The following is a 26,489-nucleotide window of genomic DNA, read 5'->3' as shown; positions in this document are numbered from 1 at the left end:
ACACCATGGCCTTATCATCAATCGTCAGCTCCGGCTCAGGATGAAGCCGTCTCTCCTGCTACTGGCGATAGTTTCCGGACCTTTTCACAACCGGGCGCTTTCACTCTGAAATACAATTCTGTTTTACCTGTCGTATTCATTTTTTCTTCCAATTGGAGTCTCTCATGTTAAGACGCACCAAGATTGTTACCACTCTGGGTCCTGCTACTGATCGCGATAATAACCTTGAAGGTATTATTGCCGCCGGTGCTAACGTGGTTCGCATGAACTTTTCTCACGGTACCCCGGAAGATCATATGAACCGTGCCAACCAGGTGCGGGAAATTGCCAAAAAACTGGGCAAGCACGTGGCCATTCTGGGTGACCTGCAGGGTCCCAAGATCCGTGTTTCCACCTTTAAAGACGGTAAAATTCAGCTGAATATCGGCGACAAGTTCGTTCTCGACGCCGATCTGCCCAAGGGCGAAGGTAACCAGCAGGCCGTGGGCATTGACTATAAAGAGCTGCCCAAAGACGTTAAAAACGGCGACATTCTGCTGCTTGACGACGGCCGCGTACAGCTGCGTGTTGAAGGCGTGGAAGGCAACAAGGTACTGACCGAAGTGACAGTGGCCGGCCCCTTGTCCAATAACAAGGGCATCAACAAGAAAGGCGGCGGCCTGTCTGCTCCGGCCCTGACCGACAAAGATAAAGAAGACATCAAAACCGCGGCCAAAATTGGCGTGGACTATCTGGCCGTTTCCTTCCCCCGCACCGGTGAAGACATGCGCATTGCCCGTGAACTGGCACGCGCTGCTGGCAGTAATGCCAAACTGGTGGCCAAGGTAGAGCGCGCCGAAGCGGTAGCAACCGATGCCGCCATGGAAGACGTGGTGCTGGCGTCCGACGCCGTCATGGTAGCCCGTGGTGATCTGGGCGTGGAAATCGGCGACCCCGAGCTGGTGGGCGTGCAGAAAAAACTGATCCGCACCAGCCGCCGCCTGAACCGGGTGGTGATTACTGCGACTCAGATGATGGAGTCGATGATCACAGCGCCGCTTCCTACTCGTGCCGAAGTGATGGACGTGGCCAACGCCGTGCTGGACGGCACTGATGCCGTTATGCTGTCTGCGGAAACCGCTGCCGGTGACTTTCCGGTAGAAACCGTAAAAGCCATGGCCGAAGTGTGCCTGGGTGCCGAAAAGCACCCCAGCATCAATGTCTCCAACCACCGCATGAACTTTACCTTTACGTCGGTGGAAGAAACCGTGGCCATGTCCACCATGTATGCCGCCAACCACCTGCAGGGTGTAAAGGCCATTGTGGCACTGACTCATTCCGGTACTACGCCGCTGCTGCTGTCCCGCATCAGCTCCGGTCTGCCGATTTTTGCCCTGTCTCAGGAAGAAAAAACCCTGTCCTGGGCCAACCTGTTCCGTGGTGTTACCCCGGTTTACTTCAAGGCTGACGAGACCAGAAATATCTCTGAAACCTGCCGTAATGCCATTGCCATTCTGAAAGAAGCCGGCCATGTAAACAGCGGTGACCTGGTATTGCTGACCCACGGTGACATGATGGAAGTGGTGGGCAGCACCAATACCTGCAAAATTCTGACGGTAGAATAAGCGAGATACCGTCACTCCGGGCGTGACCCGGAGTCCATAACAGAGTGGATTCCGGTCTTCGCCGGAATGACAATATAAAAAAGGCCGGACGTGTAGTCCGGCCTTTTTACTGGCTTAACGCCACCGCCTGCCGCACGCGCCGGGCAACTTCCTGCCAGTTTTCTGCCTTGATAAGCTCCGGCGAGGCCAGCCAGGAGCCGCCGCACGCCAGCACTTGTGGTATGGCCAGATAATCTCCGAGGTTATTGGTATCAATCCCCCCTGTGGGCAGCACACTGAGCTGACCAAAGGGTCCGAGCAGGGCGCTCAGCATGGCAACGCCTCCCGACGGCTCGGCCGGAAAAAACTTGAGTGTAGTCAGGCCCATTTCCAGCGCTGCCTCTATGGTGCTGGCATTATTAACCCCGGGAATAATGGGAATATCCAGCTCCCGGCAGGCCGTCACTGTATTGGGGTTAAACCCGGGGGATACCATAAAATCGGCACCGGCTGTTTTGGCAGCCAGTGCCTGTTGCCGGTTAAGGATGGTACCGGCACCAATCAGCATATGCGGATGGTGCCGGCGCAGCAACGCAATGGCATCGGCTGCTGCTGGGGTACGAAAGGTAATTTCCGCTACCGGCAGGCCGTTATCTTCCAGCACTCTGCCAAGGGACAGCACAGATGCCGGCTGCTCCAGAGTGATCAATGGCAGCAACCGCCGGCTGCCAAGTTGCTGGATAATATCACTCATGGATCAGGCTGCATTTTCTTTTTTCACCTGCTGCTGACAGCTGAGCACACCGGGCGCGAAACTGTCTACCGCTATGGCCTTGCGACGCAGCTCATCAGCCTGTTTCAGCCGCTGGGCTTCACTCTCTGTGATAATACCTGCCTGCTGTGCCTGCTCCAGCAGTGGCCTGAGCGCCAGCTTACGCGGCAAGGTGCCGTCTTTCTGCGCCTTGGCAATTTTTTTGTCCAGACTGGCGACCGCCACCATGGCTTCAAAGGCCGCTTCCAGTTCACCCAGGCCGGGCTCACTGGCGGCTGGCCGGTAACACAGTGCCGACAGCCGGTCTCGTATGCCACCTGGTTTCATCAGCTGCTTACAGATACCGTGCACATAACGGTCTGAGGGCATGCGATAACGGTTACCCAACGGGAATACCAGCGCTTTAAGGGTAAAAGCCACTGCCCTGTTAGGGAAGTTCTGCAAAAATCCGCTCAGGGCTTCACCTATCAGGTGCAGGTTGCGGCTGACCGCATAATGCACAAAAGGCAGATCTTGTGACTGACGGCCATTATCCTCAAAGTATTTCAGGGTGGCACTGGCCAGATAAAGGTGGCTGAGCACATCTCCCAGCCGGGCCGAGAGCATTTCTTTACGCTTGAGATCGCCCCCCAGCATCAGCATGGACACATCGGCACACAATGCCAGCGCCCGGCTCATACGACTGAGCTGGCGATAATACACCGCCGTTTCACCGGACACCGGTGAGTTATTAAAGCGGGCCCCGGTCAGCCCCTGCCACAGAGCCCCGGCCGCATTACCGGTGGCAAAGCGAATATGACTGAACAACAGCTTGTCAAACTGCTCCAGCGCCGCTTTTTCATCGGGATTGGCAGCAGCTTCCATTTCTTTCAGCACATAGGGGTGACAGCGGGTGGCACCCTGACCAAAGATCATCAGGTTGCGGGTGAGAATATTGGCCCCTTCTACGGTAATGGCAATGGGCATGCCCATGTAATTGTGGGCCAGGTAGTTTTTGGGACCCATCTGAATGGCCTTGCCCGCGTGCACGTCCATGGCGTCGTTCATCACGGTGCGGGCCATTTCGGTCATGTGATATTTGGATATGGCCGTTACGATGGCCGGACTTTCACCGGAGTCCAGCGCTCTGGTAGTGAGCCGGCGGGCCGCTTCCAGCTGGTAGGTCAGACCGCCGATACGGGCCATGGCCTCCTGAACGCCTTCAAAACGGCCGATAGACAGACCAAACTGTTTACGCACTACCGAATAGGCACTGGTACTGAGGGTCGCCAGATGGCCACTGGCCGCGCCCAGTGCCGGCAACGAGATACCCCGTCCTGCCGACAGGCACTCCACCAGCATACGCCAGCCACGGCCGGCATAGTCAGGGCCGCCGATAATCCAGTCGATGGGAATAAATACATCTTTGCCACGGGTGGTGCCGTTTAAAAACGCCAGTCCCATGGGCAGGTGCCGGTCGCCGGTTTCGACACCCGGGTGTGAAGTAGGAATAAGTGCACAGGTAATGCCCGGCTCCTTGTTGTCGCCCAGTAAGCCGTCGGGATCGTACAGTTTGAACGCCAGCCCCAGCACGGTCGCGCGGGGAGCCAGTGTAATGTAGCGCTTGTCCCAGTTCAGGCGCAGGCCCAGCACCTCCTTGCCGTCATATTCGCCCATACACACCACGCCACTGTCGGGAATGGCACCGGCGTCAGAGCCGGCTTCGGGGCCGGTAAGCGCAAAACAGGGAATTTCGGTGCCATTGGCAAGGCCGGGCAGCCAGCGGTTTTTCTGGGCTTCGGTGCCGTAATGGGTTAACAGCTCGCCGGGACCCAGCGAATTGGGCACCATCACGGTAACAGAAGCACTGGTACTGCGACTGGCAATACGGGCCACTATGGTGGAATTGGCAAACGCAGAAAATTCCAGCCCGCCATAAGACTCAGGAATGATCAGAGAGAAAAAGCCATTGCTGCGCAGATAGTCCCATACCGGCTCGGGTAACTCCCGCTCTTCGCTGACAATCTGGTAATCATCCAGCATGGCCAGCAGGGTTTCCACTTCGTTATCAAGAAATGACTGTTCCCGCTCGCTGAGTTCGGACGGGCCATAGGCCAGTAATTTCGACCAGTCGGGCCGGCCGCTGAACAGCTCACCGTCCCACCAGACCGAGCCGGCTTCCATGGCTTCACGCTCGGTTGCCGACAGCGGCGGTAATACCTTTTTAAAAGTATTGAATGCCGGTGCACTTATCCACTTTCTGCGTAAACTCATTATGACCTCCTCAACCCCTTGGTTGTGTCAATCGATGCGGGCTTCCATGCCGCTTGCCAGATAAGGAATTACCTTTCGAACCAGGCCTTCCACGTCAATATTCTCATTAAAATCGTTACGGGCTATATCACGCAGAGCGTCACCGGATGCCATGGTAAATACCACGGTACCCAGGGTGAAGTGCAGCCGCCAGAACAAGTCTGCCGACGACAGGCCCGGAATCGCCCGTCTGATACAACGGGAGAAGTTGTCCAGCACTTCACCATATTGGTTAACAATAAACCAGCGCAAAAAGCCCTGGTTATCCATATAGCCCCCCCCCAGCAGCTGGAGGAAAATCTCGGGACCGCGCCGGCGTATACGGGTCAGCCCCATCAGCGGACTGACAAAGCACTCAAACACCTGCTGGACTTTTATCTCGTTCTGATTCAGCAGCTGCCGCAGGCTATTATTCACCTCGGGCATAAACTGACTGAGATAACGGTTCATTACCGCCTTGATCAGATCCTTGCGCGAGCCAAAGTGATAATTGACCGAGGCCAGGTTCACATCTGCCGCACTGGTGATCAGCCTGAGTGACGTGTCGCTGAAGCCCTGCTCGGCAAACAACACTTCGGCGGCATCGAGTATTTTTTGTTTGGTATTGTTACGCGCCACCGGACACCCTCAACAAGTTTTAAACATTTGTTTAAAATCTATGTTTGACACGTCCGGCTGTCAAGCAATCCGCTGTGAATATTTTTTATGCAGTCTTTTTGCAAATGTTCGGGAACCTTTGTTCCCGGAAGGGCTCCTACAAGATGCCACTGCAATTAAGCACTAAGTCTTAGCCCAGCATTCACTGCTGGGCGTTTTTTTTATTTTTGATAAGTGAACGTTGAAACATGAGCCTGAAAGACGCACCCGCACACATACAGCTGGCGGTAGACTTGATTGAATTACTTGAAGTAAACCAGGTCGATCCAGAGCTGGCACTCAAGGCGCTGGCCATTGTGACTCAGGATCTTGAGCGTAAACTGCATGAGCAGCCTGCAGACCAATAACAAACGCCCCTTTCGGGGCGTTGATGTTATTGCTCTTCTTCCAGATAGGCGTAGCCTTCAAGCCCGGCAGAAAGCTCTTTCAACAACAGCGCCCGGGTTTCCTCATCCAGATCGGGATGGCTTGCCTGCAACTCATACTGGGCATTGATGACGGTCGGGTCAATGTCCACATAACGCAGCAGCTCGGCCACATTGCTGCCTTCCTTGATATTGGTGATGTGCGCCTTGCCCTGCTCATCCAGCACCACCTCGGCACTGTGAGTGTCACCAAACAAATTATGCATATCGCCCAGAATTTCCTGATAGGCCCCCACCAGGAAAAAGCCCAGATACTGGGGCTGTCCGGGCACAAACTCCGGCATGGGCAGTGTGGTTTCCACACCCTGACCATCTACATACTGATCAATGGCACCGTCAGAGTCGCAGGTAATGTCCAGGATCACCGCACGCCGCGCCGGCGCTCTGTCGAGGCCGTCGAGGGGCAGCACCGGAAAGATCTGATCAATCCCCCAGGCGTCGGGCAACGACTGGAACAGCGAAAAGTTTACAAAGCACTTGTCTGCCAGCTTTTCATTCAGCTCATCCATAATGGGCCTGTGTGCCCGGTTTACCGGATCCAGCTTTTGCTTGATGGCCAGACAAATATTCAGGTGTACTTCTTCTGCCCAGGCTCTGTCTTCCAGGGTGAGCATGCCCATATTGTACTGACCATGCACATCGGCAAGCTCTGCTACTGTGTCGTGATAGATTTCCAGCAGGGGCGGATCGTCCCGGCACAGATCATTCCAGGTTTCCCACATATTTTTCAGCAAAAAGGGGGCATCTTCTGCCGGCGCTGCCGGTCGCGTGCTCTGAGCCGACTCAATACTGATCACATTGGCCACCAGCATGGCATGGTGAGCAGTAATGGCCCGGCCAGACTCGCTGATAATACGCGGATGCGGCAGCTCATACTCCCGGCAGACATTGCCGATGCCCCACACCACATTGTTGGCATATTCGCGCAGATTATAGTTGGCCGAACAGTAGCTTTGTGAGCGGGTGCCTTCATAGTCCACGCCCAGACCACCGCCCACATCCACAATGTTGACCGGCACATTCAGCCGGCGCAGCTCGGCATAAAAGCGGCCGCACTCGCGAATGCCCTTCTGAATATCACGAATGTTGGCAATCTGAGATCCCAGATGAAAATGCAGCAACTGCAGCCAGTCAATGCAGCCGGCATCTTTCAGCTGATTGACCAGGCTCAGCACCTGAGTGGCACTGAGGCCGAACTTGGACTTCTCGCCGCCGCTCGACTGCCATTTTCCTGCGCCCTGAGACGCCAGCCGGGCCCGCACACCAAGACGCGGCGACACCTTAAGCTTGGCGGCTTCTTCCATTACCAGGGACAGCTCAGACAGCTTTTCAATCACAATGTAAACCTGATGGCCCATTTTGGTGCCAAGCAGCGCCAGGCGCACGTATTCCTTGTCTTTGTAGCCGTTGCAGACAATCACCGACTCGGTTTCATGAGTATGGGCCAGCACCGCCAGCAGCTCCGGCTTTGAGCCGGCTTCCAGCCCCAGCCGGGGTTTGTCTTTGTAGGCCTTGGTGACGGCATCCAGTACGCCGCGCTGCTGGTTCACCTTAATCGGATACACAGTCAGGTAATCGCCTTCATAGCCATAGTCTTCAATGGCACCGTTAAAGGCATGAAACAACGCATCAATGCGGCTTTTGATAATATCCGGAAAACGCAGCAGGACAGGCGCAGCATAGCCTTCAGCCTTGAGTTGCTCCACCACATCTGCCAGCACCACTCTGGCATCGGGGCGGGTTTTATCAGGAGTGACATAGACACGCCCCTGTTCATCGAGATGGAAAAAACCCGCGCCCCAGTAAGGCAGGTTGTAGATTTTGAGTGCGTCGCTTGCGGACCATTCAGCCATGCGTTTTGTCCCCTTTTTGGTTCAGGGTCACAGAAAATCCGGGCATTGCGCTGCCCGGCATGAGTATGAGTCGGTTTAACAGTAAGCCGTTCACGGCCATGATAAAAACCGGGGCCGCGAGTGTACAGTCCGGTTGTGCCGCTGACCAGACGAAACCTGATAAAAAACCCGCATTCATCCCCTCCATCATGTTATCTTTTCGCCATATTTCAGCAAAAACTGCTGGCCGCAACGAAAACCCAGTTGGTAATCCTGCTCAAGCTGTTGCCTGCCTGAACCAAGCACACGGCTTTGCAACGGCACGGGCGGTGCAATTTCCAGGACATTTGTCGAATCTGGCGGCTGTTCGATAAAACGACAGGCATCGTGACAGCAATGCTGATGAGCACGAATAATTCCCAGCAGCTCGCCGATACGCTCCTTGCCAGCCAGACTTTCCAGCCGGTGCAACCAGCTGAGGTTGATGCGCTGAGCCGCCGGTTGTGTGCGGATCACGACGATCACACCCGCTCCTCTGCGCCAGGCTTCACGCACCGGAATGGCATCGGCCACGCCGCCGTCAAGATAGCGCTCTCCCTGCCATTCCACGCCTTTACGGTAAAACAGCGGTATGGCACTGGACGCTTTCAGCCCCAGCAGCCAGTCAGTACTGTCCGGGTGGAAGTAACAAGCCTGATAATCCCGCGCCCGGGTACTGCAAAACAACAGCTCACGCTGTCCCAGCCGCAGACGGCCGCCTGCAACATCCAGCGGCAGCTGATGGCGCAGTACCTCAAAGTACCAGTCAAGATCCACCAAATCGCCTCCCCGGGCAAAATGCAGCGGCCGGAAAAAATCCGATCGGGTGGTGTAGTCCATGATCACTTCCCGGGCATAACCCGGGCTGTGACAGACAAAACTGGATATATTCTGGGCACCGGCAGAAGAGCCGATAAATAACTGAAAGGGATCGAACGAATCAGCCATAAAGGCGTCGAGCACACCGGCAGTGAAAATACCCCGCTGACCGCCGCCTTCACACACCAGCGCCAGCTTGGCAGATGCACCGGCAAGCTCAATACCGTTATGATGATATGGTTGGGTGTGCAGCCTTAACATAGACAGCCCTGTCTTAGCGTTCTGATGGCAGCATAAACATTATTTTTTCTAAGTTTAGCCGCAAAGCTCAGCACACAGTGACAGAGTTGTCAGCGATCGCTGTGGCCCAGGTCGCGCTCCGGGGCAATCTGGTCCCGAATGCGCTGCTTTATTTCCTTGGCGTCGGGAAAGCCGTTATCGGCCACCCGGCACCAGATAAGCTCGCCGTTTACCAAAATCTGAAACTGTCCCTTGTCACCCGGGATCAGGGCTACCTCGCCGAGATCATCAGCAAACGTGGACAGCATTTCCTGGGCAAGCCAGCCCGAACGCAACAACCAGCGGCACAGACTGCAATAGCGAATTTCCACTCTGGGCTTCATGCTCAGCGCACCACACCGCTCAGAAACTCCTGACGGGTTTCCTGCCGGCTTTTGAAAATTCCCCCCAGAGAGGTGGTGGTAGTCGTACTGGTGGCATCCATCACACCGCGGGCCTTGACGCAATAATGGGTAGCCGTCATGCTCACTGCCACATCCTCCGACTCCAGCAGGGTCTGCAATGCGACCAGTATCTGTTGGGTCAGCCGCTCCTGTACCTGAGGCCGGCGGGCAAAAAACTGCACAATGCGGTTAATTTTGGACAAGCCAATCACCTTGCTGCGCGGAATGTAAGCCACGGTAGCAGTGCCGTCTATAGTGACAAAATGGTGCTCGCAGGTACTCGTCATGGTGATATTGCGCACCTGTACCATTTCGTCGACCTTCATTTTGTTATCGATCAGGGTAATTTTGGGGAACTGACTATAATCCAGCCCGGAGAAGATCTCACGCACATACATTTTAGCGATGCGCTGGGGGGTTTCTGCCAGACTGTCGTCTTCCAGATCCAGCCCGAGCACATCCATTACCTGGGTCATCAGGCCGGTGATCTGCTCTTGCTGTTGATCCCGGCTCAGGGGGTTATGGCGCATCGGGGTTTCCAGACCCCGGGCTTCCAGGGCCGAGCGGACCCGAATGGCTTCGTCGCTCAGTGCGGTCATCATCTTCTCCGTGGGATTTACAAGCAGAGGGCATGTTAGTGCATTTGACACTGGCTGTGAATGACGGATTAGCGCTCATTTTGATGACACCGTCATGACAATCACTGCCCGGGTCTGGAATAATGTAGTCAATCAACACCATTCAGGGAGCCGGATTATGGCCATTCAGGATTGTTGCAGTCAGCCGGGCCTTCGCCCTTTTGCAGATGCCAAAGCCGATATGCTGGGGCAGCTGGATACCCTTGACACTAACGAGCTGGTGCCGCTGGAGCAGGCTCTGAACCGAATTCTTGCAGAAGAGGTGACGTCACCGCTGGATGTGCCCGCTTTTACCAATTCGGCCATGGACGGCTATGCCCTGCAGGCTGCCGATGCCACTGCCGGACAGGGGCTGGCATTAATTGGTACCAGCCTGGCGGGCCATCCGTTCACCGGCCGGGTAGAAAGCGGCCAGTGTGTGCGCATCATGACAGGTGCGGCCCTGCCACTGGGGGCCGACAGTGTGGAAATGCAGGAAAACTGCACCTCTGCCAACAACCGTGTGACCTTTGCCCAGGCAGTACGCCCGGGTCAGAACGTGCGTCAGGCGGCAGAAGATGTGGCTCAGGGCGAAGTGGTGTTTAAGGCCGGCATGCGTATTAATGCCCGCGTGCTGTCGGTGCTGGCCTCACTGGGGCTGGAGCAGGTGCCGGTGCGCCGGCCGCTGCGGGTGGCGCTCTTGTCTACCGGTGATGAGCTGAAGCGCCCCGGCGAGCTGCTGGCACCGGGCGAAATTTACGACTCCAACCGCACTGGTCTGGCGGCCATGCTGGGCCGGCTGGGAGTGGAGATCACCGATTATGGCATTATTGCTGATGATCCCACGCTGATCCGCCAGACGTTTTTAAAAGCCGCATCCAGCCACGATGCCATTGTGACCTCGGGCGGCGTGTCGGTGGGCGATGCCGACCACACCAAGGCCGTGCTGGAAGAAGTGGGCCGCATTGGCTTCTGGAAGCTGGCGGTCAAACCGGGCAAACCTTTTGCCTTTGGCCATATCGACCAATGCGCCTTTTTCGGTTTGCCGGGCAATCCGGTGTCGGCGGCGGTTACCTTTCACCTGCTGGTGCGCCCTGCCCTGGCAAAACTGGCCGGCGAGCAGCTCTTTCCTGCCATCACTCTGCAGGCCACGGCACTGATGCCGTTCAGAAAATCACCGGGACGAATGGACTTTCAGCGCGGCTGGGTGGAAACACAGGCCGACGGCTCCCTGGGCGTGGTGCCCGCAGGCTCACAGAGCTCGGCGGTGTTCAGCGCCATGGCCGAAGCCAACTGCCTGCTGCACCTGGAGCAGGACAGAGGCCATGTGGAAAAAGGCGACACCGTCACCCTGGAATTGATTGACGGCCTGTATTGGTAAACCCCACCCTGCTATATGAAGCAGCAGTGCGGTTGCACTCCGCCGACACGCTTCGGGCCCCTCCATGGGACGCTCGAAAATGCCATCCGTGGCATTTTATGGTCGGCTTCGGCAATCCCCACTGCTGCTTCATGCACCATCGGTAGCGTCTGCTCGCTGCCAGCTTACATAGGTTTATTTGCAGACATCATGCCTGCCAGTTACACCACTGATAGCTGATAGCTTACAGCTTCAAGCTCCCGAAGGGTCACCACTTGCTCGCCGCATCGGTGTCGCTGCGTTTGGCATCCACCCAGCGTTCGCCATCTGTGGTGCGTTCTTTTTTCCAGAAGGGAGCACGGGTTTTCAGGTAATCCATGATAAAATGGCAGGCCTCGAATGCCGCTTCTCTGTGTTGGCTGGCCACGCCTACCAACACAATTTGATCCCCCAGCTCCAATGCGCCCACCCGGTGGATCACCCGGCACCCCAGCAGCGGCCAGCGGCTGTTGGCCTCGGCCACAATTTGCTCAAGCGCGTGCTCTGTCATGCCCGGATAGTGCTCCAGGGTCATGCCACTGACCGCATCACCCTGATTCATCTCACGTACCTTGCCCACAAAGGTGACCACGGCACCGGTCTGATACGACTGGCTTAAGGCCTCATATTCGCTGGCCAGGCAGAAGTCCTCGGTCTGAACCCGTATCATGCTAACCTCCGGTTACCGGCGGAAAAAACGCCACTTCATCGCCGTCCTTCAGGAGGGTTGCCGGATTGGCCATTTCATGATTGACCGCCACCAGCAGGCTGTTGTCGGCCAGTACCTGCGCCCAGGTATCGTTGCGCGCCGCCAGATGCTCACGCAGGGCGTTCACATTGGCAAACTCTGTCTCGAGCGACAGCTCGTCTTCACCCAGCTGCTCCCGCACGCGGGCAAAAAATACCACCTTAATCATCAGCTCTGAACTCCCCGGACTTGCCGCCCTTTTTCTCCAGCAGACGTACGCCCTCTATCAGCATGTCTTTCTGTACCGCCTTGCACATGTCGTAAATGGTGAGCGCCGCCACCGATGCGGCGGTGAGCGCTTCCATCTCCACGCCGGTCTGACCGGCCAGCTTGCAGTAGCTCTCTATGCGCACGCCGCCGCGCTCGCGGCATGGCTCAAGCTTGACCTCCACTTTCGACAGCGCCAGCGGATGGCACAACGGAATAAGATCAGAGGTTTTTTTGGCCGCCATAATGCCAGCAATGCGGGCGGTGGCAAACACATCACCCTTGTGATGCCGGCCCTCTACAATCAGCGCCAGGGTCTCGGGAGCCATCAGCACCCAGGCTTCGGCCCGGGCTTCCCGGCTGGTCACTGCCTTATCGCTCACATCCACCATGTTGGCCTCACCGGAGGCATTAATATGAGTAAGCCGGCTCATAGGCTCACCAGATGCTGCACAAAATTACAGGGCTTGTGCCGGGCATCCAGCTGCTCGGCCAGAATGCCGTTCCAGCCGGTGCGGCAGGCACCGGTGGAGCCCGGCAGGCAGAACACCGCCGTGCGGTTGGCCAGGCCGCCAAGCGCGCGGCTTTGCACGGTAGAGGTGCCCAGCTCCTGATAGGTGATATGACGGAACAGCTCGCCAAAGCCGTCAATCTGCACATCCAGCAGCGGGGCCACCGCTTCCGGTGTGGTATCACGACCGGTAAAGCCGGTGCCGCCGGTGATGATCACCACCTGCACTTGCGGGCTGGCTATCCAGCGGGAAATCAGCGCACGAATCTCGTATTTGTCATCCTTGAGAATGACTTTTTCTGCCAGCCGGTGGCCGGCCGCGGTAAGCGCCTCTACCAGAAAACGACCGGAGGTATCGCTTTCTTCGGTACGGGTATCAGACACCGTCAGCACCGCGATATTGAGCGGCACCAGCTCCTGACTTGCATGACTCATGATGTCACCTTAATTATTTTCACATAAAATTAACTTACCGGCATTGTTCCCGCTGCCCGGCAGCAGGTCAAGCCAAAAAAAAGCCTGTGGCCATATTGCCACAGGCGTTGCCTTGCTGCATGACCGAGATCAGAAACCGGCCACTCCGCTCATGTCCGGCAGCTGATGCGCTATGCCTTTATGGCAGTCGATGCAGGTTTTTTCACCGCTGGCCAGTGAGGTGGAATGAGCCTGAGCGGCGCGATTGCCCTGCACACTGAAGTCCATAAAGTCAAAGTTATGACAGTTGCGGCACTCCCGGGAGTCAGTCTCCTTCATGCGCTGCCATTCCCGCTCGGCCATGTGCCGGCGATGGGCCTCAAACTTTTCCGGGGTGTCAATAATGCCGGTGATCTTGCCCCACACTTCCTTGGAAGCGGCAATTTTACGCACTATCTTGTGGGTCCATTCATGCGGCACATGACAGTCGGGACAACTGGCGCGCACCCCGGAACGGTTGGCATAATGAATGGTATCTCTGTATTCCAGATAGACGTTATCGCGCATCTCGTGGCAGCTGATGCAAAAGTTCTCGGTGTTGGTCATTTCCAGGGCGGTGTTAAAGCCCCCCCAGAAAATAACCCCGCCAATAAAGCCCAGCAACAGCACCACCCCTGCCGCCACGCGTGCCGGCGAGCGGAACACGCGCCACAAGCCGCGCAGCAGTCCGTTTTTCTTTGCCATAATGCCTCCTCAGCGCAGTGACTCGACCGGCGTAAAGACGTTATCCACCAGCGGCTCTGCCCCGGTTTGCGGCACATGACACTGCAGACAAAAATAACGCCGCGGGCTGATGTCTCCCAGGGTCAGGCCATCCCGGTTTTCATAATGAGTGGGGCTTACTCTGGGCGCGTTGCGTTCGGCGGCATTTTTCCAGCCATGGCAGGACAGGCACTGGTTTACCTTGAGATCCACCTCATAGCCACGCACCTGATGAGGTACCAGCGGTGGCTGATGAATATAAACCCTGTCCTGTATGCCCTGATCTTTCAACGGATCGGCAATACGAGAAGGAGCCGGATCCTTGTCCAGGGACATTTTTCCCCGCAGGGATTCCATGTTACCCGCATCGGGGGCAGCCGTTGCCAGTCCGGCCAGCACCAGCAACAAAGGTGCCAGCAGATGTTTTGCGGTGATGCTCATATGCGATTCTCCACCTTGCTCACATTGACGTGGGTTATGCCTTGGTCACCTTGACGGCGCACTTTTTGTAATCCGTTTCCTTGGACAGCGGACAGGTCGCATCCAGGGTCAGGCGGTTAATCAGCTGACTTTCATCAAACCAGGGCACAAATACCAGGCCTTTGGGCGGCCGGTTGCGGCCCCGGGTTTCCAGCCGGGTTTTCATTTCGCCCCGGCGCGAGCTCATTAATACCTCATCGCCCCGGCGCAGGCCCCGGGCCCTGGCGTCATCAGGGTGCATAAACACCTGAGCGGCAGGATAAGACTTGTGCAGCTCGGGCACTCGGCGGGTCATGGTGCCCGAGTGCCAGTGCTCCAGCACCCGGCCGGTAGACAGCCAGAGGTCAAACTCGTCATCGGGCTCTTCCGCCGCCGGCTCGTAAGGCAATGCAAAAATCACCGCCCTGTTATCTTTATGACCATAAAACTGCACACCGGCCCCCTCTTCTACATAAGGGTCATAGCCTTCCCGGTAGCGCCACAGGGTTTCCTGGCCGTTCACCACCGGCCAGCGCAGCCCCCGCTCTTCATGGTATCTGTCGTAGGGGGCCAGATCGTGAGCATGGCCGCGGCCAAACTCCGCATATTCTTCAAACAGGCCCTTCTGCACATAAAAACCGAAGTGGTCCCGCTCGTCATTGAACTCGTTTTTGCAGTCTTCCGCCGGAAAGCGATCGACCTGACCGTTGGTAAAGAGCACGTCATACAGGCTTTTGCTACGGTATTCGGGCATCTGGGTCAGCAGCTCCTCAGGCCAGATCTCTTCCATGGTGAAGCGTTTGGAAAACTCCATCAGCTGCCACAGATCCGAGCGCGCCCCTTCCGGCGCTTTTACCTGCTGATACCACACCTGAGTGCGGCGCTCGGCATTGCCGTAGCCTCCTTCCTTCTCTACCCACATGGCGGTGGGCAGCACCAGATCCGCCGCCTGAGCGGTCACTGTGGGATACGGGTCGGAGACCACCACAAAGTTTTCCGGGTTACGATAGCCGGGCAGGCTTTCTTCGTTCATATTGGCCGCCGCCTGCATATTGTTGTTACACATCACCCAATAGGCATTGAGCTTGCCGTCTTTGAGCATGCGGTTTTGCAGCACGGCGTGATAACCGGGCTCAGGATTGATGGTGCCGGCGGGCAGCTTCCAGATTTTTTCGGCCACGGCTCTGTGGTCCGGATTGGTTACTACCATGTCGGCAGGCAGACGGTGAGAAAAAGTGCCCACTTCCCGGGCGGTGCCACAGGCAGACGGCTGGCCGGTCAGTGAAAACGGGCTGTTGCCCGGCTCGGAGATTTTGCCGGTCAGCAGATGTATGTTGTAAACCATGTTATTGGCCCAGGTGCCCCGGGTATGCTGGTTAAAGCCCATGGTCCAGAACGACACCACCTTGGTATTGGGATCGGCATAGGCTTTGGCCAGCGCTTCCAGCCGCCATGCCGGAACCCCGGACAGATCTGCAACTGTGTTTACATCGTAGTCGGCGACAAAGGCGGCAAACTCATCAAAGTTCATGGGCGTGGAAGCACCGGAGTCCGGGTGCGCAGCCGCCGCCTGGCGCGGATGGGTGGGCCGCAGGCCATAACCGATATCGGTTTCACCCCGTGCAAAGCGTACATGACGCTCCACAAAGTCCTGATTTACATGACCGTTCTCAATAATGTAGTGGGCAATGTAATTAAGAATGGCCAGATCAGTCTGGGGCTTGAATACCATGCCATTATCCGCCAGCTCAAAGCTGCGGTGCTCATAGGTAGAAAGCACATGCACCCGCACATGAGGCGCGCTCAGCCGGCGATCGGTCAGGCGGGACCACAAAATAGGGTGCATTTCCGCCATATTGGAGCCCCACAGCACAAAGCTGTCGGTGGCTTCAATGTCGTCATAGCAGCCCATGGGTTCGTCCATGCCAAAGGTGCGCATAAAGCCGGCCACCGCCGACGCCATGCAATGGCGGGCATTGGGATCCAGGTTATTGGAGCGAAAACCCGCCTTGAAAAGCTTGGCGGCAGCATAGCCTTCCATGATGGTCCACTGACCGGAGCCGAACATGCCCACTGCTTCCGGCCCTTTGGTCCTGAGCGCGGCTTTCCACTTTTCAGCCATGATATCAAAGGCCTGATCCCAGCTGACGGGCGTGAATTCGCCATTTTTGTCGTATTGACCGTTACTCATGCGCAGCAGCGGCGTGGTCAGCCGGTCTTTGCCGTACATGATTTTTGACAGAAAATACCCTTTAACGCAGTTCAGCCCCCGGTTTACCGGTGCCTTGGGATCACCCTGAGTGGCCACTACCTTGCCGTTTTGTGAGCCCACCAGTACCGAGCAGCCGGTGCCACAAAAACGGCAGGGTGCCTTGTCCCACTTAATGGCAGTCTGATCCCGGCTGGTGATGAGGTTGGTCGCCATGGCCGGCACGGCCAGACCGGCCGCTGCTGCTGCCGCCGCCACCGCATTGGCTTTCATAAAATCACGACGATTCAGTTTCATGCTTGCTCCTCACCGGCTTCCTGGCCGGCAAACTCATGATAAATGAGAGTGGTCGATATCACGCCGTCCAGGGGCGCTATGCGGTCAATATTGGCCACGATGGCACTCTGGTCGGGTCCTTCAAGGGACACCACCAGCTTGCCCTGCTCACCAAACACCGGCACTTCGGCACCGGGCATGGCGTTAATGGTGGTGATCACCGCTGCCATTTGTTCAGGCTTGCAATACACCACCAGGCTGGCCACATGCCATTCCTGCTCCGTCATGCTGCTCCTCCCTCTTTAACAATGCTGATGGCACTCACCGGACAGGCCGCCACACAGCCGCCGCAACCGGTGCAAGCATCCTGCTCCAGCTCGGGCACCGATACGCCCCCCAGCCGGGGCCGAAAGCGAATGGCCCGGGGCTCGCAGCTATCTTCACAACTGCGGCAATGCACACCCTGATGAGCCAGGCAGGCATGACTGAAAGCAGCCACTTGCTGCCAGGGGGCCTGTTCGGTGGAATAAAACAGAGGCTCGCCGCAGGCACTGACACAGTCGGTGCAGAAAGTGCATTCACCTTTACTGAAATCGATGGCCGGAAAGCCGCCGTCGGCCACCACAATAATCTGCTCGGGGCAGGCTCGAATGCAGTCGCCACAGCGGGTGCATTGGGCGGTAAATGCTGGCCAGTCCAGTGCCCAGGGCAGAGGCTGAACATGATGCTGAGACGTCAATCCTCCCTTCAGCCAGCGCCGGCGGGATAAATCGGGTGCGGTATCCATATTGCTCCCATTATTAGTAACAGCCTGAAATGTAGCACAAGTGTGACAAGCTGAGTTTAAATGAGTATTTACAGAGTATAGAAAGGGAGTAGCGATAGAAACCCTGAATACGGGGTATTCAGGGATATATTGATGCAGATCAGTATCGGGCGATGACACCAGCCACCACCCTGCATTGTTATGAAACTATTAACCGCCGATGGATGCCAAATGCGGTGTCATGCCGCTGATGCCTTCATGCAGAAAGTGGGTCGCTTTTTTATCGGCCAGGGCGTTACGCAAGCGCCGTTGCAGCGCCGCCTGTTGTTCTTCATGCTGCAGCAGCTCACGCAGATCTACACCATATTCACCAAACAGGCACAAATGCAACTTACCCAGCGCCGACACCCGCAGGCGGTTGCAACTGGCACAGAAGTCTTTGGCATAAGGCATGATAAGGCCAATTTCGCCCACATAGTCCGAATGCCAGAATACTTCCGCCGGACCATCATTATGCGCCCGTACTTTTTGCTGCCAGCCGGCTTCCAGCAACTTTTCCTTGATGGCCGCCCCACGCACGTGATGACGGTCAAACAGCTCGTCCATTTCACCGGTTTGCATCAGCTCGATAAAACGCAACTGAATGGGATTGGACTCTATCCAGGCCAGAAAGTTACCCAGCTCACCGTCATTGAGCCCGCGCATCAGTACTGTATTCACCTTCACCTGCTCAAAACCGGCCGCAAAGGCGGCATCAATGCCCGCCATCACCTCATGAAAACGGTTCTGACCGGTGATCTGGTGAAACATGCGCGGATCCAGGCTGTCAACGCTGACGTTGATAGCGCCCAGCCCGGCACTGCGCCAGTCTGCTACCTGCTCCGCCATACGATAGCCGTTGGTAGTGGTAGCCACCTTGCGAATGCCGGGCGTAGATGCCACCGTTTCGATGATATCGGTAAAGTCCCGGCGCATGGAGGGCTCACCACCGGTAATGCGCACCTTGTTGGTGCCCATGGCGGCAAAAGCACGAGTGATGTGACGGATCTCACTCAGGGTAAGAAAAGACTTGCGGCCGTCGGGACGATAACCGTCAGGCAAACAGTATTGACAGCGAAAGTTGCAGACGTCGGTCACCGACAGCCGCAAATAATGAAATTTGCGCGCGAACGCGTCTTGTAGTTCCAGCATAAACACCTTTCCAAAACGGGAGGCGGCATCATTTCTGATAACACCCTTACGAGCCCGAAGGCCCGAGCGGTCCGCACACCTTATTGAGAACCCAACTTAGGCGATGACGAACTCGGAGTTTGTAAACCAATGTTCTCACCTCACCTTAGGTGTAAACATAGCTTTAGATCAAGAAATATTTGGCTGCCGGCAAGAGAATATGGACTGTATCGGTATTTATTTGCTTTGTCAGAGGGAGATAGAAGGGAAATTGCATTACGCAACAAACACCTGTCGCACAATGCGACATTCCGCAATTTGGGTTGGTCGGTATTTATTCAAATACACTGGAAAGCCAGCAATGACGGGGATTTGAAAAGTTGGCACGATACTTTCATATACTTAAGCAGTCGTTTTTATCCCGTGCTCTCTTCAGCTCCCGCTGAAGTTCGGTCAACCCATTGGGTTGGCCATTTTTTTTGCCTGCTTAACGGCTTTCTCTGTGTAATTGAACCGCTTCAAGGGTATCACTCAGCGCCTGTTGCCAGGCTGCCATCAGTAACGACACCTGATCAGTCTGTTGCTGACGACAAGCCTGTTCCAGCTTTTCTGCCAGGAACTGACAGCGTAAAGCACCGTAACTGCCACAGGCTGATTTAAGACTATGGCACCATAGTGCCATGCCTTCATGATTTCCTTCATTAAACGCCTGCTCCAGCGCTTCTCCCTGCTGTATGCCGTCTTCCGCAAACAAGATCAGCAGACGGCCCAGTGCATCCTGCCCAAGATCTTTGACCAGTTGTTCCAGTCGTGCCGGATCCAACAGCGGCAGACGAGGGTAAAGTGTTTGCCAGTCAGCCATTATCATCTCCCCAGCTTTGCAGCTTACGATAAATCGTTGACGGGCTGACCTCGAGCATGGCTGCAGCCCGGGAGATGTTGCCATCACAATGAGCAATAGTGCGTTCTATGGCTTTTCGTTCAACCACTGCCAGCGGTAATATGGGCTGAGATGCCGCTGCTCCGTCATGATCGGCCGTTGTCGCTCCGGTTGTAATGCTATCAAGTGGTGCCGGCAGCATATCAACTTCAATCCACTCTCCCTGATGCAGCACCACTGCATTACGGATCACGTTTTGCAGCTGGCGCACATTGCCGGGCCAGTGATATGCCTGCAAACGATTTTTGGTTGCCTCAGACAGCCCCACAAAATCTTTGCCTTCTTCCCGTGACGCCTGACGCACCAGGGTGGTGGCAATATTAATTACATCTCCTCCCCGCTCGCGCAGTGGCGGAAGATGTACCGGGATCACATGCAAGCGGTAGTAGAGATCTTCCCGAAAACGGCCCTGCTCTACTTCAACAAGCGGATCCCGGTTGGTGGCACACACAATGCGCACATCAACTTTCACATGATTGGAGCTGCCCACCGGCTGGATCAGGCCGGTCTGTAAAAAGCGCAGCAGCTTGCTCTGCAGCTCCAGATCCATTTCACAGATTTCATCCATAAACAGAGTGCCGCCGTTGGCACGGATAACAGCGCCGTCTCTGTCTTGCAGTGCACCGGTAAAGGCACCCTTGATATGGCCGAACAGCTCACTTTCCATCAAATCACGTGGAATAGCGGCACAGTTCAGTGCAATAAAAGGCCCGTCAGCGCGGCCACTGAGCTGATGGATAGCTTCAGCACATACTTCCTTGCCAGTGCCGCTTTCACCGGTAATAAAGACGGTAGCGGTGCTGGGAGCGGCATTCTCAATCAGCCGGTAAACTTTTTGCATCGGCAGACTTTCACCGATAAACCCTTGAAAACGCTTTCTGTCGATCTCATGGCGATACTGATTGACCAGCTGATTGAGCCGGCGAAATTTCATGGTGTTATGCAGGGTCACCTTGAGCCGTTCGGCTTCTACCGGTTTGCTGATAAAGTCATGAGCCCCCAGACGCATGGCGTCTACCGCGACATCCACAGAGCCGTGAGCCGTCATCACTATGGTAGTAATATTCAGCTGCTCTTCATGCAGCCACTGCAAAATATCCATACCCGGCATATCGGGCAGGATTAAATCCAGCAGCAAAATATCAGGAGGCTCGCGCTTAATATGCTCCAGTGCCTGCTGGCCGTTGCTGACTGTCGTCAGCACCAAAGGCTCATCCTGCAAAAACATCTGATACATGGCTGCCAATGACGGCGTGTCTTCCACCATCAGGACAGTTAGCCTTTTATCTACCATCATACTTCTCTCATTGAATTCATTGTCATTTTCTTTGGGCCTGAAGAAATGACTTGCCTTCAGATAACCGGATGTTAACATATATTAAACATAGGAAATGACTCATACGTTACCCATTCACCGTGCTTGTTCACTGCGCTAAGCAGGACAAACAATATTGTTGCCCTCGTGGCTGCTGCGAAACCAGGGTGGTTATCCTCCCTGGTCTTTTTTATGCCGGATTGTCGATATCTACAAATTCCACGGTGATCCCATGGTTGGCTACCAGCCACTCTCCCAGTGCCTTAACGCCGTAGCGCTCGGTGGCATGATGGCCGGCAGCAAAGAAGTGAATGCCCAGCTCACGGGCTGAGTGAACCGTCTGCTCGGAAACTTCACCACTGATAAAGGCATCCATGCCCTGCTCTGCCGCCAGATCGATATAGCCCTGACCACCACCGGTGCACCAGCCAATTTTGCGAATTTGCGCCGGCCCTGTGTCACCCACATGCAGCACGCCTCGGCCCAGCGTCTGCTCAATGCGGCTGGCCAGTTCGCTCCCGGTCACTGCCGTGCTCAGCTCACCACGCATGGCCACCGACAACTCATTGCCCGGCTCAAGCGGACCGGTCATCTCAATGCCGAGTAACGCCGCCAGCTGAGCGTTATTACCAAGCTCAGGAGCAATATCCAGTGGCAGATGATAGGCATAAAGGTTGACATCATTCGCCAGCAGGGCTTTCAGCCGGTTGCGCTTCATGCCTGTTACCGGCTGCGATTCTCCTTTCCAAAAATAACCGTGATGCACCAAAATGGCATCGGCGCGACGGGCAATGGCCTCGTCAATTAATGCCTGGCTGGCGGTCACACCGGTAACAATATGGCGAATGTCGGCGCGCCCTTCCACTTGCAGTCCGTTGGGGCAATAATCACGAATAGCCTGAGTATTCAGCTGCTTGTTTAACAGTTGCTCGAGCTGGATGTTGTTCACGCTGGCTCCCCTTGTTGATGGGTTGAATGGGCAATATTGTAAAGCAAAAGAGGATGATTTGATGCGCCTTTTACCAACGCAGCCATTCACTCATTATCGCCATAATGAAGTGCGGGATCTGGCCTGGGCCATTGGTAGCCCGGGTTTATTGCCCGGAGTCTCTATGGCACCGGACGATAGCTGGTATGCTCACCTGCTGAAAGCATATCAGCCACGCCTGCAACAACTGGATAGAAATCCCGCCCTGCTGCTGCATCACTGTCGTCACTGCCGCCGGCTGGGGCAGTACTTTGAGGCCCTGTGGCACTTCTTTTTACTGGACTATCCGGGTTTTCAGGTACTGGGCTTTAATCGCCAGCAGGTAGTGGCAGGACGGACCATGGGTGCCTTTGATTTTCTGCTGTGGGACCACCATCGCCAGCGTATCGAACACTGGGAGCTGGCGGTGAAATTTTATCTGATCACTGATATGAGCGCTCCGCAAGACAGTGCCTTGGGTATTAACCCCTGCGACAGACTCAGACGCAAACTGGATCATATGCAACAGCATCAGCTGCAGTTGAGTGAACATGCTGAAGTCCGTGCAGCACTGAAAGCCGAAGGCCTGTTGCCGGTAAAAAAGCGGCTGCTGTTGAAAGGACGTTTATTTTATCCCGAAGGATCCATGCTGCCGAAGCAGCCAGGCCATGACTACGGACGCTGGGGCTATGAGCTGCCGGGGCCGGGTTTTATGCCCCAGCAAAAACTGGGCTGGATGACGGGCGGACGTGTTACCACCGAATTGCGGGATCGGCAGAACTACCAGAATGAAGATGGCAGCTGGTATGTTCGAGTAGATGAAAACTGGAATAGGGAGAAGTAATGGAGGCGCGTTCCGGAGTCGAACCGGACTAAACGGATTTGCAATCCGCTGCATAACCGCTTTGCTAACGCGCCTTTGCAGGGTGTTGATTGGAGCGGGAAACGAGATTCGAACTCGCGACCCCAACCTTGGCAAGGTTGTGCTCTACCAGCTGAGCTATTCCCGCATACAAATCAAAATACAAAAAATCATCAACAGCCGGGCTGCTGATGGAGTTGCATTATAGGCAGGCGCACCTGCAATACAAGTCATTTTTCTGTCGCCAGCATCATTTGCTTTTATTTTCAGCACCTTGGGTGTTTTTTGGCTGGTTTTACCTTTGCATACTGCTAAGCTGAGGTACCTTGTTTGCTCAGGAGCCCTGTTATGCCCCTGTTTCTTATTTTTTTACTCTGGTGGTCTCCCGCTTATGCCGATAGCCGTGCTACACCTGAAGCCGCCACCGGCTGGCAAAACAAGCCGCTGGTGCAGACACAGCAGGCGATGGTGGTGACGGCCAATCCTCATGCCAGCCGGGCAGCGCAACAAATGCTGGAACGGGGTGGCAGTGCGGTAGATGCCATGATAGCCGCCCAGATGGTACTGACGCTGGTGGAGCCACAGTCATCCGGACTTGGCGGCGGCGGTTTTCTGGTGCATTGGCAGCAAGAGAAACAGCAGGTAACAACGCTGGACGGTCGGGAAACCACCCCGCTGGCTGCTTCACCTGAATTGTTTATTGATGAACAGGGTAAGCCGCTTGAGTTTATGGACGCCGTGATCGGCGGCCGCTCAGTAGGCACACCGGGCACGGTAATGCTGATGTGGCAGGCCCATCAGCGTTTTGGCTCCCTGCCCTGGCAGGACCTGTTCACTCCCGCTATTTCTCTTTCTTTGAATGGTTTTGAAGTATCGCCCAGACTAGCACAACTGATTACTAAAAACCGTGACAGTCTGCAGCAGGATCCTCAGGCCAGGGACTATTTCTTTAACGAAAAGGGCGAACCGCTTACTGCCGGACATCATCTGGTTAACCCATTACTCGCCGCCATACTGACGCGGCTCAGCATAGAGGGACCTTCTGCTTTTTATGAAGGAAAAATTGCCGGTCTGATGGTCGACAAGGTCTCAGCTGCCAGCAACCCGGGCCCCCTGACGCTTGAAGACCTGGCCCAGTACCGTGTTCAGGAACGTCCGGCGCTGTGTTTTCCTTATCGTCAATACAAATTATGTGGCATGGGTCCACCCGGCTCCGGAACGCTTGCGCTGGGGCAAATTCTGGGCATGCTGTCTCACTTTGAGCTGAGCAAGATGGGGCCGGCCTCACCTGCGGCCTGGCGGCTGATTGCCGATGCTTCCCGCCTGGCGTTTGCCGACAGAGCACGTTATGCCGCCGACAGTGACTTTGTGCCCGTGCCGGTTGAGGCACTGCTGAGTGCAGACTACCTTGCTGATCGAGCCGGGTTATTAAAGGCATCAGCACAGGCGCTGTCTGAGGTAAAGGCCGGCCAGCCAACAATACAGCCGGCTCCGCCGGCAGATACCTCACCGGAACTGCCATCGACGACCCAGATAAGCATTATTGACGCCAAGGGTAATGCCGTTTCCCTCACCTCTACCATTGAAAACGCCTTTGGCTCCCGGCTGATGGTACAGGGATTTCTGCTTAACAATGAACTCACCGACTTTGCCTTTGTACCCGAGCAAAATGGTGTGCCGCTGGCCAACCGTCTGGAGCCGGGCAAACGTCCTCGCTCCTCCATGAGCCCCACCCTGGTGTTTGATCAACATAACAAACTGCTGATGGTGCTCGGCTCTCCCGGAGGCAGCAGCATTATCGGCTATGTTCTGCACACCCTGATCAGTGTACTCGACTGGGGGATGGATATTCGTGAAGCAGTACACCAACCTCATGTATTACACAGAGGAGGACAGCTGGAAATGGAACCATTTGGCCGTAACCGGGCACTGCAGCCGGCCATGGCAGCATTGGGCTATAAGCCCCGTTTTAACGAGCTTAACTCGGGCCTGCATGTGATTATGCGACAGGGTAACCAGCTGCAAGGCGTGGCGGATCCTCGTCGGGAAGGCACTGCCATACCCGCAAATCTGCTGCCTGAGCCAGGTGTGTCAGCCGGCCCTTAACGTCTGAGCCAGTAAAGAAGTCAGTGCTGTTTTTTATTTAAGAACTGGCTCGCTATGCCGATAAGTAACTAACAAAATGCGACAAATATATTAAGCATCCTAATGAACAGAAGAAATCAGCACGTTATCGATGAAGAAGTAACCTACAGCGAGCAGGAGCAGCTGGTATCTACCACCGATAAACGCGGTGTGATTACCTACGCCAATGACATTTTCTGCAAAGTGGCCGGCTTTACTGCTGAAGAGTTGCAAGGGAAAAACCATAATATTGTACGCCATCCTGACATGCCCAAAGCTGCCTTCAAGGACCTGTGGGATCGTATGGAACAGGGACAGGCCTGGCGCGGAGCCGTTAAAAACCGCTGCAAGGATGGCCGCTATTACTGGGTGGATGCCTATGTGACTCCTATTTACGAAAACGGCAAGGTCACCGGCTATCAGTCGGTGCGTACCAGGCTGGATCCGGCAGTGCGTGCCCGTGCCGAGAAAGCCTATGCCAGTCTGCTGGCTGCGGAAAAAAGTAAGCGCAAAAAACCGGCCGTCAAGCTGACTGCCCTGAGGCCCTGGATAAGCAGTGCCGTTATGCTGGGCCTGTTGGGCGGTGCCTGGCATTATGGCGGCTTGTCCGGTCTGGTATGGAGCCTGCTGCCTCTGGCCTGGCTGGTGCTGAACACCCGCAACCAGCTGTTTTCCAGCACGCGTTTCTTTCAAAATCTGCACAAGGAATATGACAGCCTGTCCCGGCTGGTTTATTCCGGCAACGAGCCTCATTCCATTGCTGATTACCACCTTGGCCTGTGGCAGGCGCGCTCCCGCACTATTTTAGGCCGGGTGGATGATGCGACCGGCTCCCTCAAATCTCTGGCTACCAGCATGATGCAGGCCATGAGCAGTGCCCGTAACGATCTCAGCCGCCAGGACAGCGATACCCATCAGATTGCTGCCGCTATTGATGAGATGTCGGCCACGGCCAATGAAATTACTCAAAATACTCATAAAGCCGCCCAAAATGCCGAAGAGGCTCAGAATCAATGCTATCTGACTCAAAACCAGCTGGAGCAGACACGACAGAAGATAGTAGAGCTGGCCCGGGAGGCGGAGCAGGCTGCTGAGGCCACAGTGGCACTGTCAGAAGAGTCCAATCGCATTGGTACCTTGATGACAGAAATTCAGGGTATTGCTGATCAGACCAACCTGCTGGCACTGAATGCCGCCATTGAAGCGGCCCGTGCCGGTGAGCATGGCCGTGGCTTTGCGGTGGTGGCCGAAGAAGTGCGTGCCCTCTCCACACGCACCCATGGTGCCACCGAACAAATTCAGACCAGCATCAGCCAGATCCAGCAAACTCTGGCCAACTGGCGCACCATGATGGATACCAACCGGGCACACAGCCAGGAATGTGTGAATGCGGCTGAAGCCGGCACTGAAAGTCTGGGGCGTGTGGTTCAGGAAATTGACAATATCGCCGGCTTCACCGTGGAAATTTCAACTGCGGCAGGCCAGCAGCAACAGGTGGCAGAAGAGATCAGCCGTAATGTCCATCAAATATCCGAGACCTCCTCAGCCAATCTCAACACCATTACTCAGGTAGAAGACTCCAGCCGGGAACTGCTGGCGCGCTCTCAGGGGCTGAATAATCTGAGCCGCACCTTTTCCTGA

26 protein-coding genes, 2 tRNA genes and 1 riboswitch are annotated in these 26,489 nt (G+C 55.7%); of the genes, 6 read left to right on the top strand and 22 right to left on the bottom strand.

Translation table 11 applies throughout. From position 1 onward, the window contains the following. Nucleotides 1–164 precede the first annotated feature (164 nt). Nucleotides 165–1,604, top strand: a complete 1,440-nt coding sequence (pyk, locus tag N2M06_RS07020) for a pyruvate kinase (RefSeq protein WP_346352029.1) — start codon at nucleotides 165–167, stop codon at nucleotides 1,602–1,604. Nucleotides 1,605–1,710: 106 nt separating this feature from the next. On the opposite strand, the gene N2M06_RS07015 is transcribed toward pyk, so the two are convergent. The 3 genes from N2M06_RS07015 to N2M06_RS07005 are packed head-to-tail and all read right to left on the bottom strand — an operon-like array spanning nucleotide 1,711 to nucleotide 5,265. Beyond that, on the bottom strand, nucleotides 1,711–2,337 hold the full coding sequence (locus N2M06_RS07015; protein ID WP_019935756.1) for a bifunctional 4-hydroxy-2-oxoglutarate aldolase/2-dehydro-3-deoxy-phosphogluconate aldolase: 627 nt from the start codon (nucleotides 2,335–2,337) through the stop codon (nucleotides 1,711–1,713). A 3-nt stretch (nucleotides 2,338–2,340) separates the two neighbouring features. Beyond that, complete coding sequence (locus N2M06_RS07010; protein ID WP_346352028.1) at nucleotides 2,341–4,608, bottom strand: acyl-CoA dehydrogenase; 2,268 nt, start codon at nucleotides 4,606–4,608, stop codon at nucleotides 2,341–2,343. Between the two features lie 27 nt (nucleotides 4,609–4,635). Further along, nucleotides 4,636–5,265, bottom strand: coding sequence for a TetR/AcrR family transcriptional regulator (locus N2M06_RS07005; protein ID WP_317075403.1), 630 nt, complete (start codon nucleotides 5,263–5,265; stop codon nucleotides 4,636–4,638). A gap of 227 nt (nucleotides 5,266–5,492) precedes the next feature. Here N2M06_RS07005 and N2M06_RS07000 point away from each other — a divergent pair, with 227 nt between their 5' ends. After that, nucleotides 5,493–5,651, top strand: a complete 159-nt coding sequence (locus tag N2M06_RS07000) for a DUF2496 domain-containing protein (RefSeq protein WP_019935753.1) — start codon at nucleotides 5,493–5,495, stop codon at nucleotides 5,649–5,651. A 26-nt stretch (nucleotides 5,652–5,677) separates the two neighbouring features. Here N2M06_RS07000 and speA read toward each other — a convergent pair whose 3' ends face one another. The 4 genes from speA to folE form a co-directional block, all read right to left on the bottom strand. Continuing rightward, nucleotides 5,678–7,582, bottom strand: a complete 1,905-nt coding sequence (gene speA / locus N2M06_RS06995; protein WP_019935752.1) for a biosynthetic arginine decarboxylase — start codon at nucleotides 7,580–7,582, stop codon at nucleotides 5,678–5,680. Between the two features lie 186 nt (nucleotides 7,583–7,768). Beyond that, complete coding sequence (locus N2M06_RS06990) at nucleotides 7,769–8,680, bottom strand: patatin-like phospholipase family protein (RefSeq protein ID WP_317075402.1); 912 nt, start codon at nucleotides 8,678–8,680, stop codon at nucleotides 7,769–7,771. 89 nt (nucleotides 8,681–8,769) lie between these two features. Further along, nucleotides 8,770–9,042 (bottom strand): SelT/SelW/SelH family protein, encoded by a 273-nt coding sequence (locus N2M06_RS06985; protein WP_019935749.1) that lies wholly within the window; start codon nucleotides 9,040–9,042, stop codon nucleotides 8,770–8,772. A 2-nt stretch (nucleotides 9,043–9,044) separates the two neighbouring features. Further along, nucleotides 9,045–9,701: a GTP cyclohydrolase I FolE gene (folE, locus tag N2M06_RS06980; RefSeq protein ID WP_019935748.1), complete on the bottom strand. Its 657-nt coding sequence runs from the start codon at nucleotides 9,699–9,701 to the stop codon at nucleotides 9,045–9,047. A gap of 157 nt (nucleotides 9,702–9,858) precedes the next feature. Here folE and glp point away from each other — a divergent pair, with 157 nt between their 5' ends. After that, nucleotides 9,859–11,100: a gephyrin-like molybdotransferase Glp gene (glp, locus tag N2M06_RS06975; protein ID WP_317075401.1), complete on the top strand. Its 1,242-nt coding sequence runs from the start codon at nucleotides 9,859–9,861 to the stop codon at nucleotides 11,098–11,100. A 247-nt stretch (nucleotides 11,101–11,347) separates the two neighbouring features. Here glp and moaE read toward each other — a convergent pair whose 3' ends face one another. The 13 genes from moaE to N2M06_RS06910 all read right to left on the bottom strand — a co-directional run bounded on the left by moaE (nucleotide 11,348) and on the right by N2M06_RS06910 (nucleotide 21,844). Beyond that, a complete protein-coding gene (gene moaE / locus N2M06_RS06970; RefSeq protein WP_346352027.1) occupies nucleotides 11,348–11,788 on the bottom strand; it encodes a molybdopterin synthase catalytic subunit MoaE in 441 nt (146 codons plus the stop codon). 1 nt (nucleotide 11,789) lies between these two features. Further along, nucleotides 11,790–12,035 carry a molybdopterin synthase sulfur carrier subunit gene (moaD, locus tag N2M06_RS06965; protein ID WP_346352026.1) on the bottom strand — a complete coding sequence of 82 codons (246 nt, stop codon included), beginning with the start codon at nucleotides 12,033–12,035 and terminating at the stop codon, nucleotides 11,790–11,792. Continuing rightward, the gene (moaC, locus tag N2M06_RS06960; protein WP_019935744.1) at nucleotides 12,028–12,507 is read right to left on the bottom strand and encodes a cyclic pyranopterin monophosphate synthase MoaC; all 480 of its coding nucleotides are present in this window, start codon (nucleotides 12,505–12,507) and stop codon (nucleotides 12,028–12,030) included. The genes moaD and moaC overlap by 8 nt, the downstream gene beginning before the upstream one ends. After that, nucleotides 12,504–13,019, bottom strand: a complete 516-nt coding sequence (moaB, locus tag N2M06_RS06955; RefSeq protein ID WP_019935743.1) for a molybdenum cofactor biosynthesis protein B — start codon at nucleotides 13,017–13,019, stop codon at nucleotides 12,504–12,506. The genes moaC and moaB overlap by 4 nt, the downstream gene beginning before the upstream one ends. Before the next feature lie 129 nt (nucleotides 13,020–13,148). Then, on the bottom strand, nucleotides 13,149–13,742 hold the full coding sequence (locus tag N2M06_RS06950) for a cytochrome c3 family protein (protein WP_346352025.1): 594 nt from the start codon (nucleotides 13,740–13,742) through the stop codon (nucleotides 13,149–13,151). A 9-nt stretch (nucleotides 13,743–13,751) separates the two neighbouring features. Continuing rightward, a complete protein-coding gene (locus tag N2M06_RS06945; protein WP_317075398.1) occupies nucleotides 13,752–14,201 on the bottom strand; it encodes a nitrate reductase cytochrome c-type subunit in 450 nt (149 codons plus the stop codon). A gap of 34 nt (nucleotides 14,202–14,235) precedes the next feature. Beyond that, a complete protein-coding gene (gene napA, locus N2M06_RS06940; RefSeq protein WP_346352024.1) occupies nucleotides 14,236–16,725 on the bottom strand; it encodes a nitrate reductase catalytic subunit NapA in 2,490 nt (829 codons plus the stop codon). Next, nucleotides 16,722–16,991 carry a chaperone NapD gene (locus N2M06_RS06935; protein ID WP_317075396.1) on the bottom strand — a complete coding sequence of 90 codons (270 nt, stop codon included), beginning with the start codon at nucleotides 16,989–16,991 and terminating at the stop codon, nucleotides 16,722–16,724. Before N2M06_RS06935 ends, napA begins: the two co-directional genes overlap by 4 nt. Then, the gene (gene napF, locus N2M06_RS06930; protein ID WP_346352023.1) at nucleotides 16,988–17,491 is read right to left on the bottom strand and encodes a ferredoxin-type protein NapF; all 504 of its coding nucleotides are present in this window, start codon (nucleotides 17,489–17,491) and stop codon (nucleotides 16,988–16,990) included. Before napF ends, N2M06_RS06935 begins: the two co-directional genes overlap by 4 nt. A 189-nt stretch (nucleotides 17,492–17,680) precedes the next feature. Continuing rightward, a complete protein-coding gene (gene moaA, locus N2M06_RS06925; protein WP_346352022.1) occupies nucleotides 17,681–18,661 on the bottom strand; it encodes a GTP 3',8-cyclase MoaA in 981 nt (326 codons plus the stop codon). After that, a riboswitch (molybdenum cofactor riboswitch) is annotated at nucleotides 18,649–18,791 on the bottom strand. Its footprint overlaps the gene before it by 13 nt. Nucleotides 18,792–19,127: 336 nt before the next feature. Further along, complete coding sequence (locus N2M06_RS06920) at nucleotides 19,128–19,502, bottom strand: Hpt domain-containing protein (RefSeq protein ID WP_019935736.1); 375 nt, start codon at nucleotides 19,500–19,502, stop codon at nucleotides 19,128–19,130. Continuing rightward, complete coding sequence (locus tag N2M06_RS06915; protein WP_026344921.1) at nucleotides 19,495–20,874, bottom strand: sigma-54 dependent transcriptional regulator; 1,380 nt, start codon at nucleotides 20,872–20,874, stop codon at nucleotides 19,495–19,497. Before N2M06_RS06915 ends, N2M06_RS06920 begins: the two co-directional genes overlap by 8 nt. A 211-nt stretch (nucleotides 20,875–21,085) precedes the next feature. Further along, a complete protein-coding gene (locus tag N2M06_RS06910) occupies nucleotides 21,086–21,844 on the bottom strand; it encodes a Nif3-like dinuclear metal center hexameric protein (RefSeq protein WP_346352021.1) in 759 nt (252 codons plus the stop codon). 61 nt (nucleotides 21,845–21,905) lie between these two features. Between N2M06_RS06910 and N2M06_RS06905 the strand changes: the two genes are divergently transcribed. Continuing rightward, nucleotides 21,906–22,706, top strand: coding sequence for a DUF1853 family protein (locus N2M06_RS06905; protein ID WP_317075392.1), 801 nt, complete (start codon nucleotides 21,906–21,908; stop codon nucleotides 22,704–22,706). Here the strand turns inward: N2M06_RS06905 and N2M06_RS06900 are convergent. Continuing rightward, nucleotides 22,707–22,780, bottom strand: a tRNA-Cys gene (locus tag N2M06_RS06900). Nucleotides 22,781–22,796: 16 nt separating this feature from the next. Next, nucleotides 22,797–22,872 (bottom strand) — tRNA-Gly (locus tag N2M06_RS06895). A 200-nt stretch (nucleotides 22,873–23,072) separates the two neighbouring features. Here N2M06_RS06895 and ggt point away from each other — a divergent pair. Beyond that, the gene (ggt, locus tag N2M06_RS06890) at nucleotides 23,073–24,830 is read left to right on the top strand and encodes a gamma-glutamyltransferase (protein ID WP_346352020.1); all 1,758 of its coding nucleotides are present in this window, start codon (nucleotides 23,073–23,075) and stop codon (nucleotides 24,828–24,830) included. Nucleotides 24,831–24,932: 102 nt separating this feature from the next. Next, the gene (locus N2M06_RS06885) at nucleotides 24,933–26,489 is read left to right on the top strand and encodes a PAS domain-containing methyl-accepting chemotaxis protein (RefSeq protein ID WP_317075390.1); all 1,557 of its coding nucleotides are present in this window, start codon (nucleotides 24,933–24,935) and stop codon (nucleotides 26,487–26,489) included.

Source organism: Oceanimonas sp. AH20CE76, assembly GCF_039654065.1.
Lineage (GTDB): Bacteria > Pseudomonadota > Gammaproteobacteria > Enterobacterales > Aeromonadaceae > Oceanimonas > Oceanimonas smirnovii.
Note: the sequence above shows the minus strand (reverse complement) of the source record. Positions and strands in the feature narration are given on the sequence as shown.

Coding starts and splice junctions, on each gene's coding strand:
- N2M06_RS06945 (WP_317075398.1), bottom strand. CDS start 14,201: ATGAGCATCACCGCAAAACATCTGCTGGCACCTTTGTTGCTGGTGCTG.
- N2M06_RS06990 (WP_317075402.1), bottom strand. CDS start 8,680: ATGTTAAGGCTGCACACCCAACCATATCATCATAACGGTATTGAGCTT.
- moaD (WP_346352026.1), bottom strand. CDS start 12,035: ATGATTAAGGTGGTATTTTTTGCCCGCGTGCGGGAGCAGCTGGGTGAA.
- moaC (WP_019935744.1), bottom strand. CDS start 12,507: ATGAGCCGGCTTACTCATATTAATGCCTCCGGTGAGGCCAACATGGTG.
- N2M06_RS06920 (WP_019935736.1), bottom strand. CDS start 19,502: ATGGCTGACTGGCAAACACTTTACCCTCGTCTGCCGCTGTTGGATCCG.
- N2M06_RS06950 (WP_346352025.1), bottom strand. CDS start 13,742: ATGGCAAAGAAAAACGGACTGCTGCGCGGCTTGTGGCGCGTGTTCCGC.
- N2M06_RS06905 (WP_317075392.1), top strand. CDS start 21,906: ATGCGCCTTTTACCAACGCAGCCATTCACTCATTATCGCCATAATGAA.
- N2M06_RS07015 (WP_019935756.1), bottom strand. CDS start 2,337: ATGAGTGATATTATCCAGCAACTTGGCAGCCGGCGGTTGCTGCCATTG.
- N2M06_RS07010 (WP_346352028.1), bottom strand. CDS start 4,608: ATGAGTTTACGCAGAAAGTGGATAAGTGCACCGGCATTCAATACTTTT.
- napF (WP_346352023.1), bottom strand. CDS start 17,491: ATGGATACCGCACCCGATTTATCCCGCCGGCGCTGGCTGAAGGGAGGA.
- N2M06_RS06935 (WP_317075396.1), bottom strand. CDS start 16,991: ATGACGGAGCAGGAATGGCATGTGGCCAGCCTGGTGGTGTATTGCAAG.
- speA (WP_019935752.1), bottom strand. CDS start 7,582: ATGGCTGAATGGTCCGCAAGCGACGCACTCAAAATCTACAACCTGCCT.
- moaE (WP_346352027.1), bottom strand. CDS start 11,788: ATGATACGGGTTCAGACCGAGGACTTCTGCCTGGCCAGCGAATATGAG.
- N2M06_RS06915 (WP_026344921.1), bottom strand. CDS start 20,874: ATGGTAGATAAAAGGCTAACTGTCCTGATGGTGGAAGACACGCCGTCA.
- N2M06_RS06985 (WP_019935749.1), bottom strand. CDS start 9,042: ATGAAGCCCAGAGTGGAAATTCGCTATTGCAGTCTGTGCCGCTGGTTG.
- N2M06_RS07000 (WP_019935753.1), top strand. CDS start 5,493: ATGAGCCTGAAAGACGCACCCGCACACATACAGCTGGCGGTAGACTTG.
- moaB (WP_019935743.1), bottom strand. CDS start 13,019: ATGAGTCATGCAAGTCAGGAGCTGGTGCCGCTCAATATCGCGGTGCTG.
- folE (WP_019935748.1), bottom strand. CDS start 9,701: ATGACCGCACTGAGCGACGAAGCCATTCGGGTCCGCTCGGCCCTGGAA.
- ggt (WP_346352020.1), top strand. CDS start 23,073: ATGCCCCTGTTTCTTATTTTTTTACTCTGGTGGTCTCCCGCTTATGCC.
- glp (WP_317075401.1), top strand. CDS start 9,859: ATGGCCATTCAGGATTGTTGCAGTCAGCCGGGCCTTCGCCCTTTTGCA.
- N2M06_RS06885 (WP_317075390.1), top strand. CDS start 24,933: ATGAACAGAAGAAATCAGCACGTTATCGATGAAGAAGTAACCTACAGC.
- pyk (WP_346352029.1), top strand. CDS start 165: ATGTTAAGACGCACCAAGATTGTTACCACTCTGGGTCCTGCTACTGAT.
- moaA (WP_346352022.1), bottom strand. CDS start 18,661: ATGCTGGAACTACAAGACGCGTTCGCGCGCAAATTTCATTATTTGCGG.
- napA (WP_346352024.1), bottom strand. CDS start 16,725: ATGAAACTGAATCGTCGTGATTTTATGAAAGCCAATGCGGTGGCGGCG.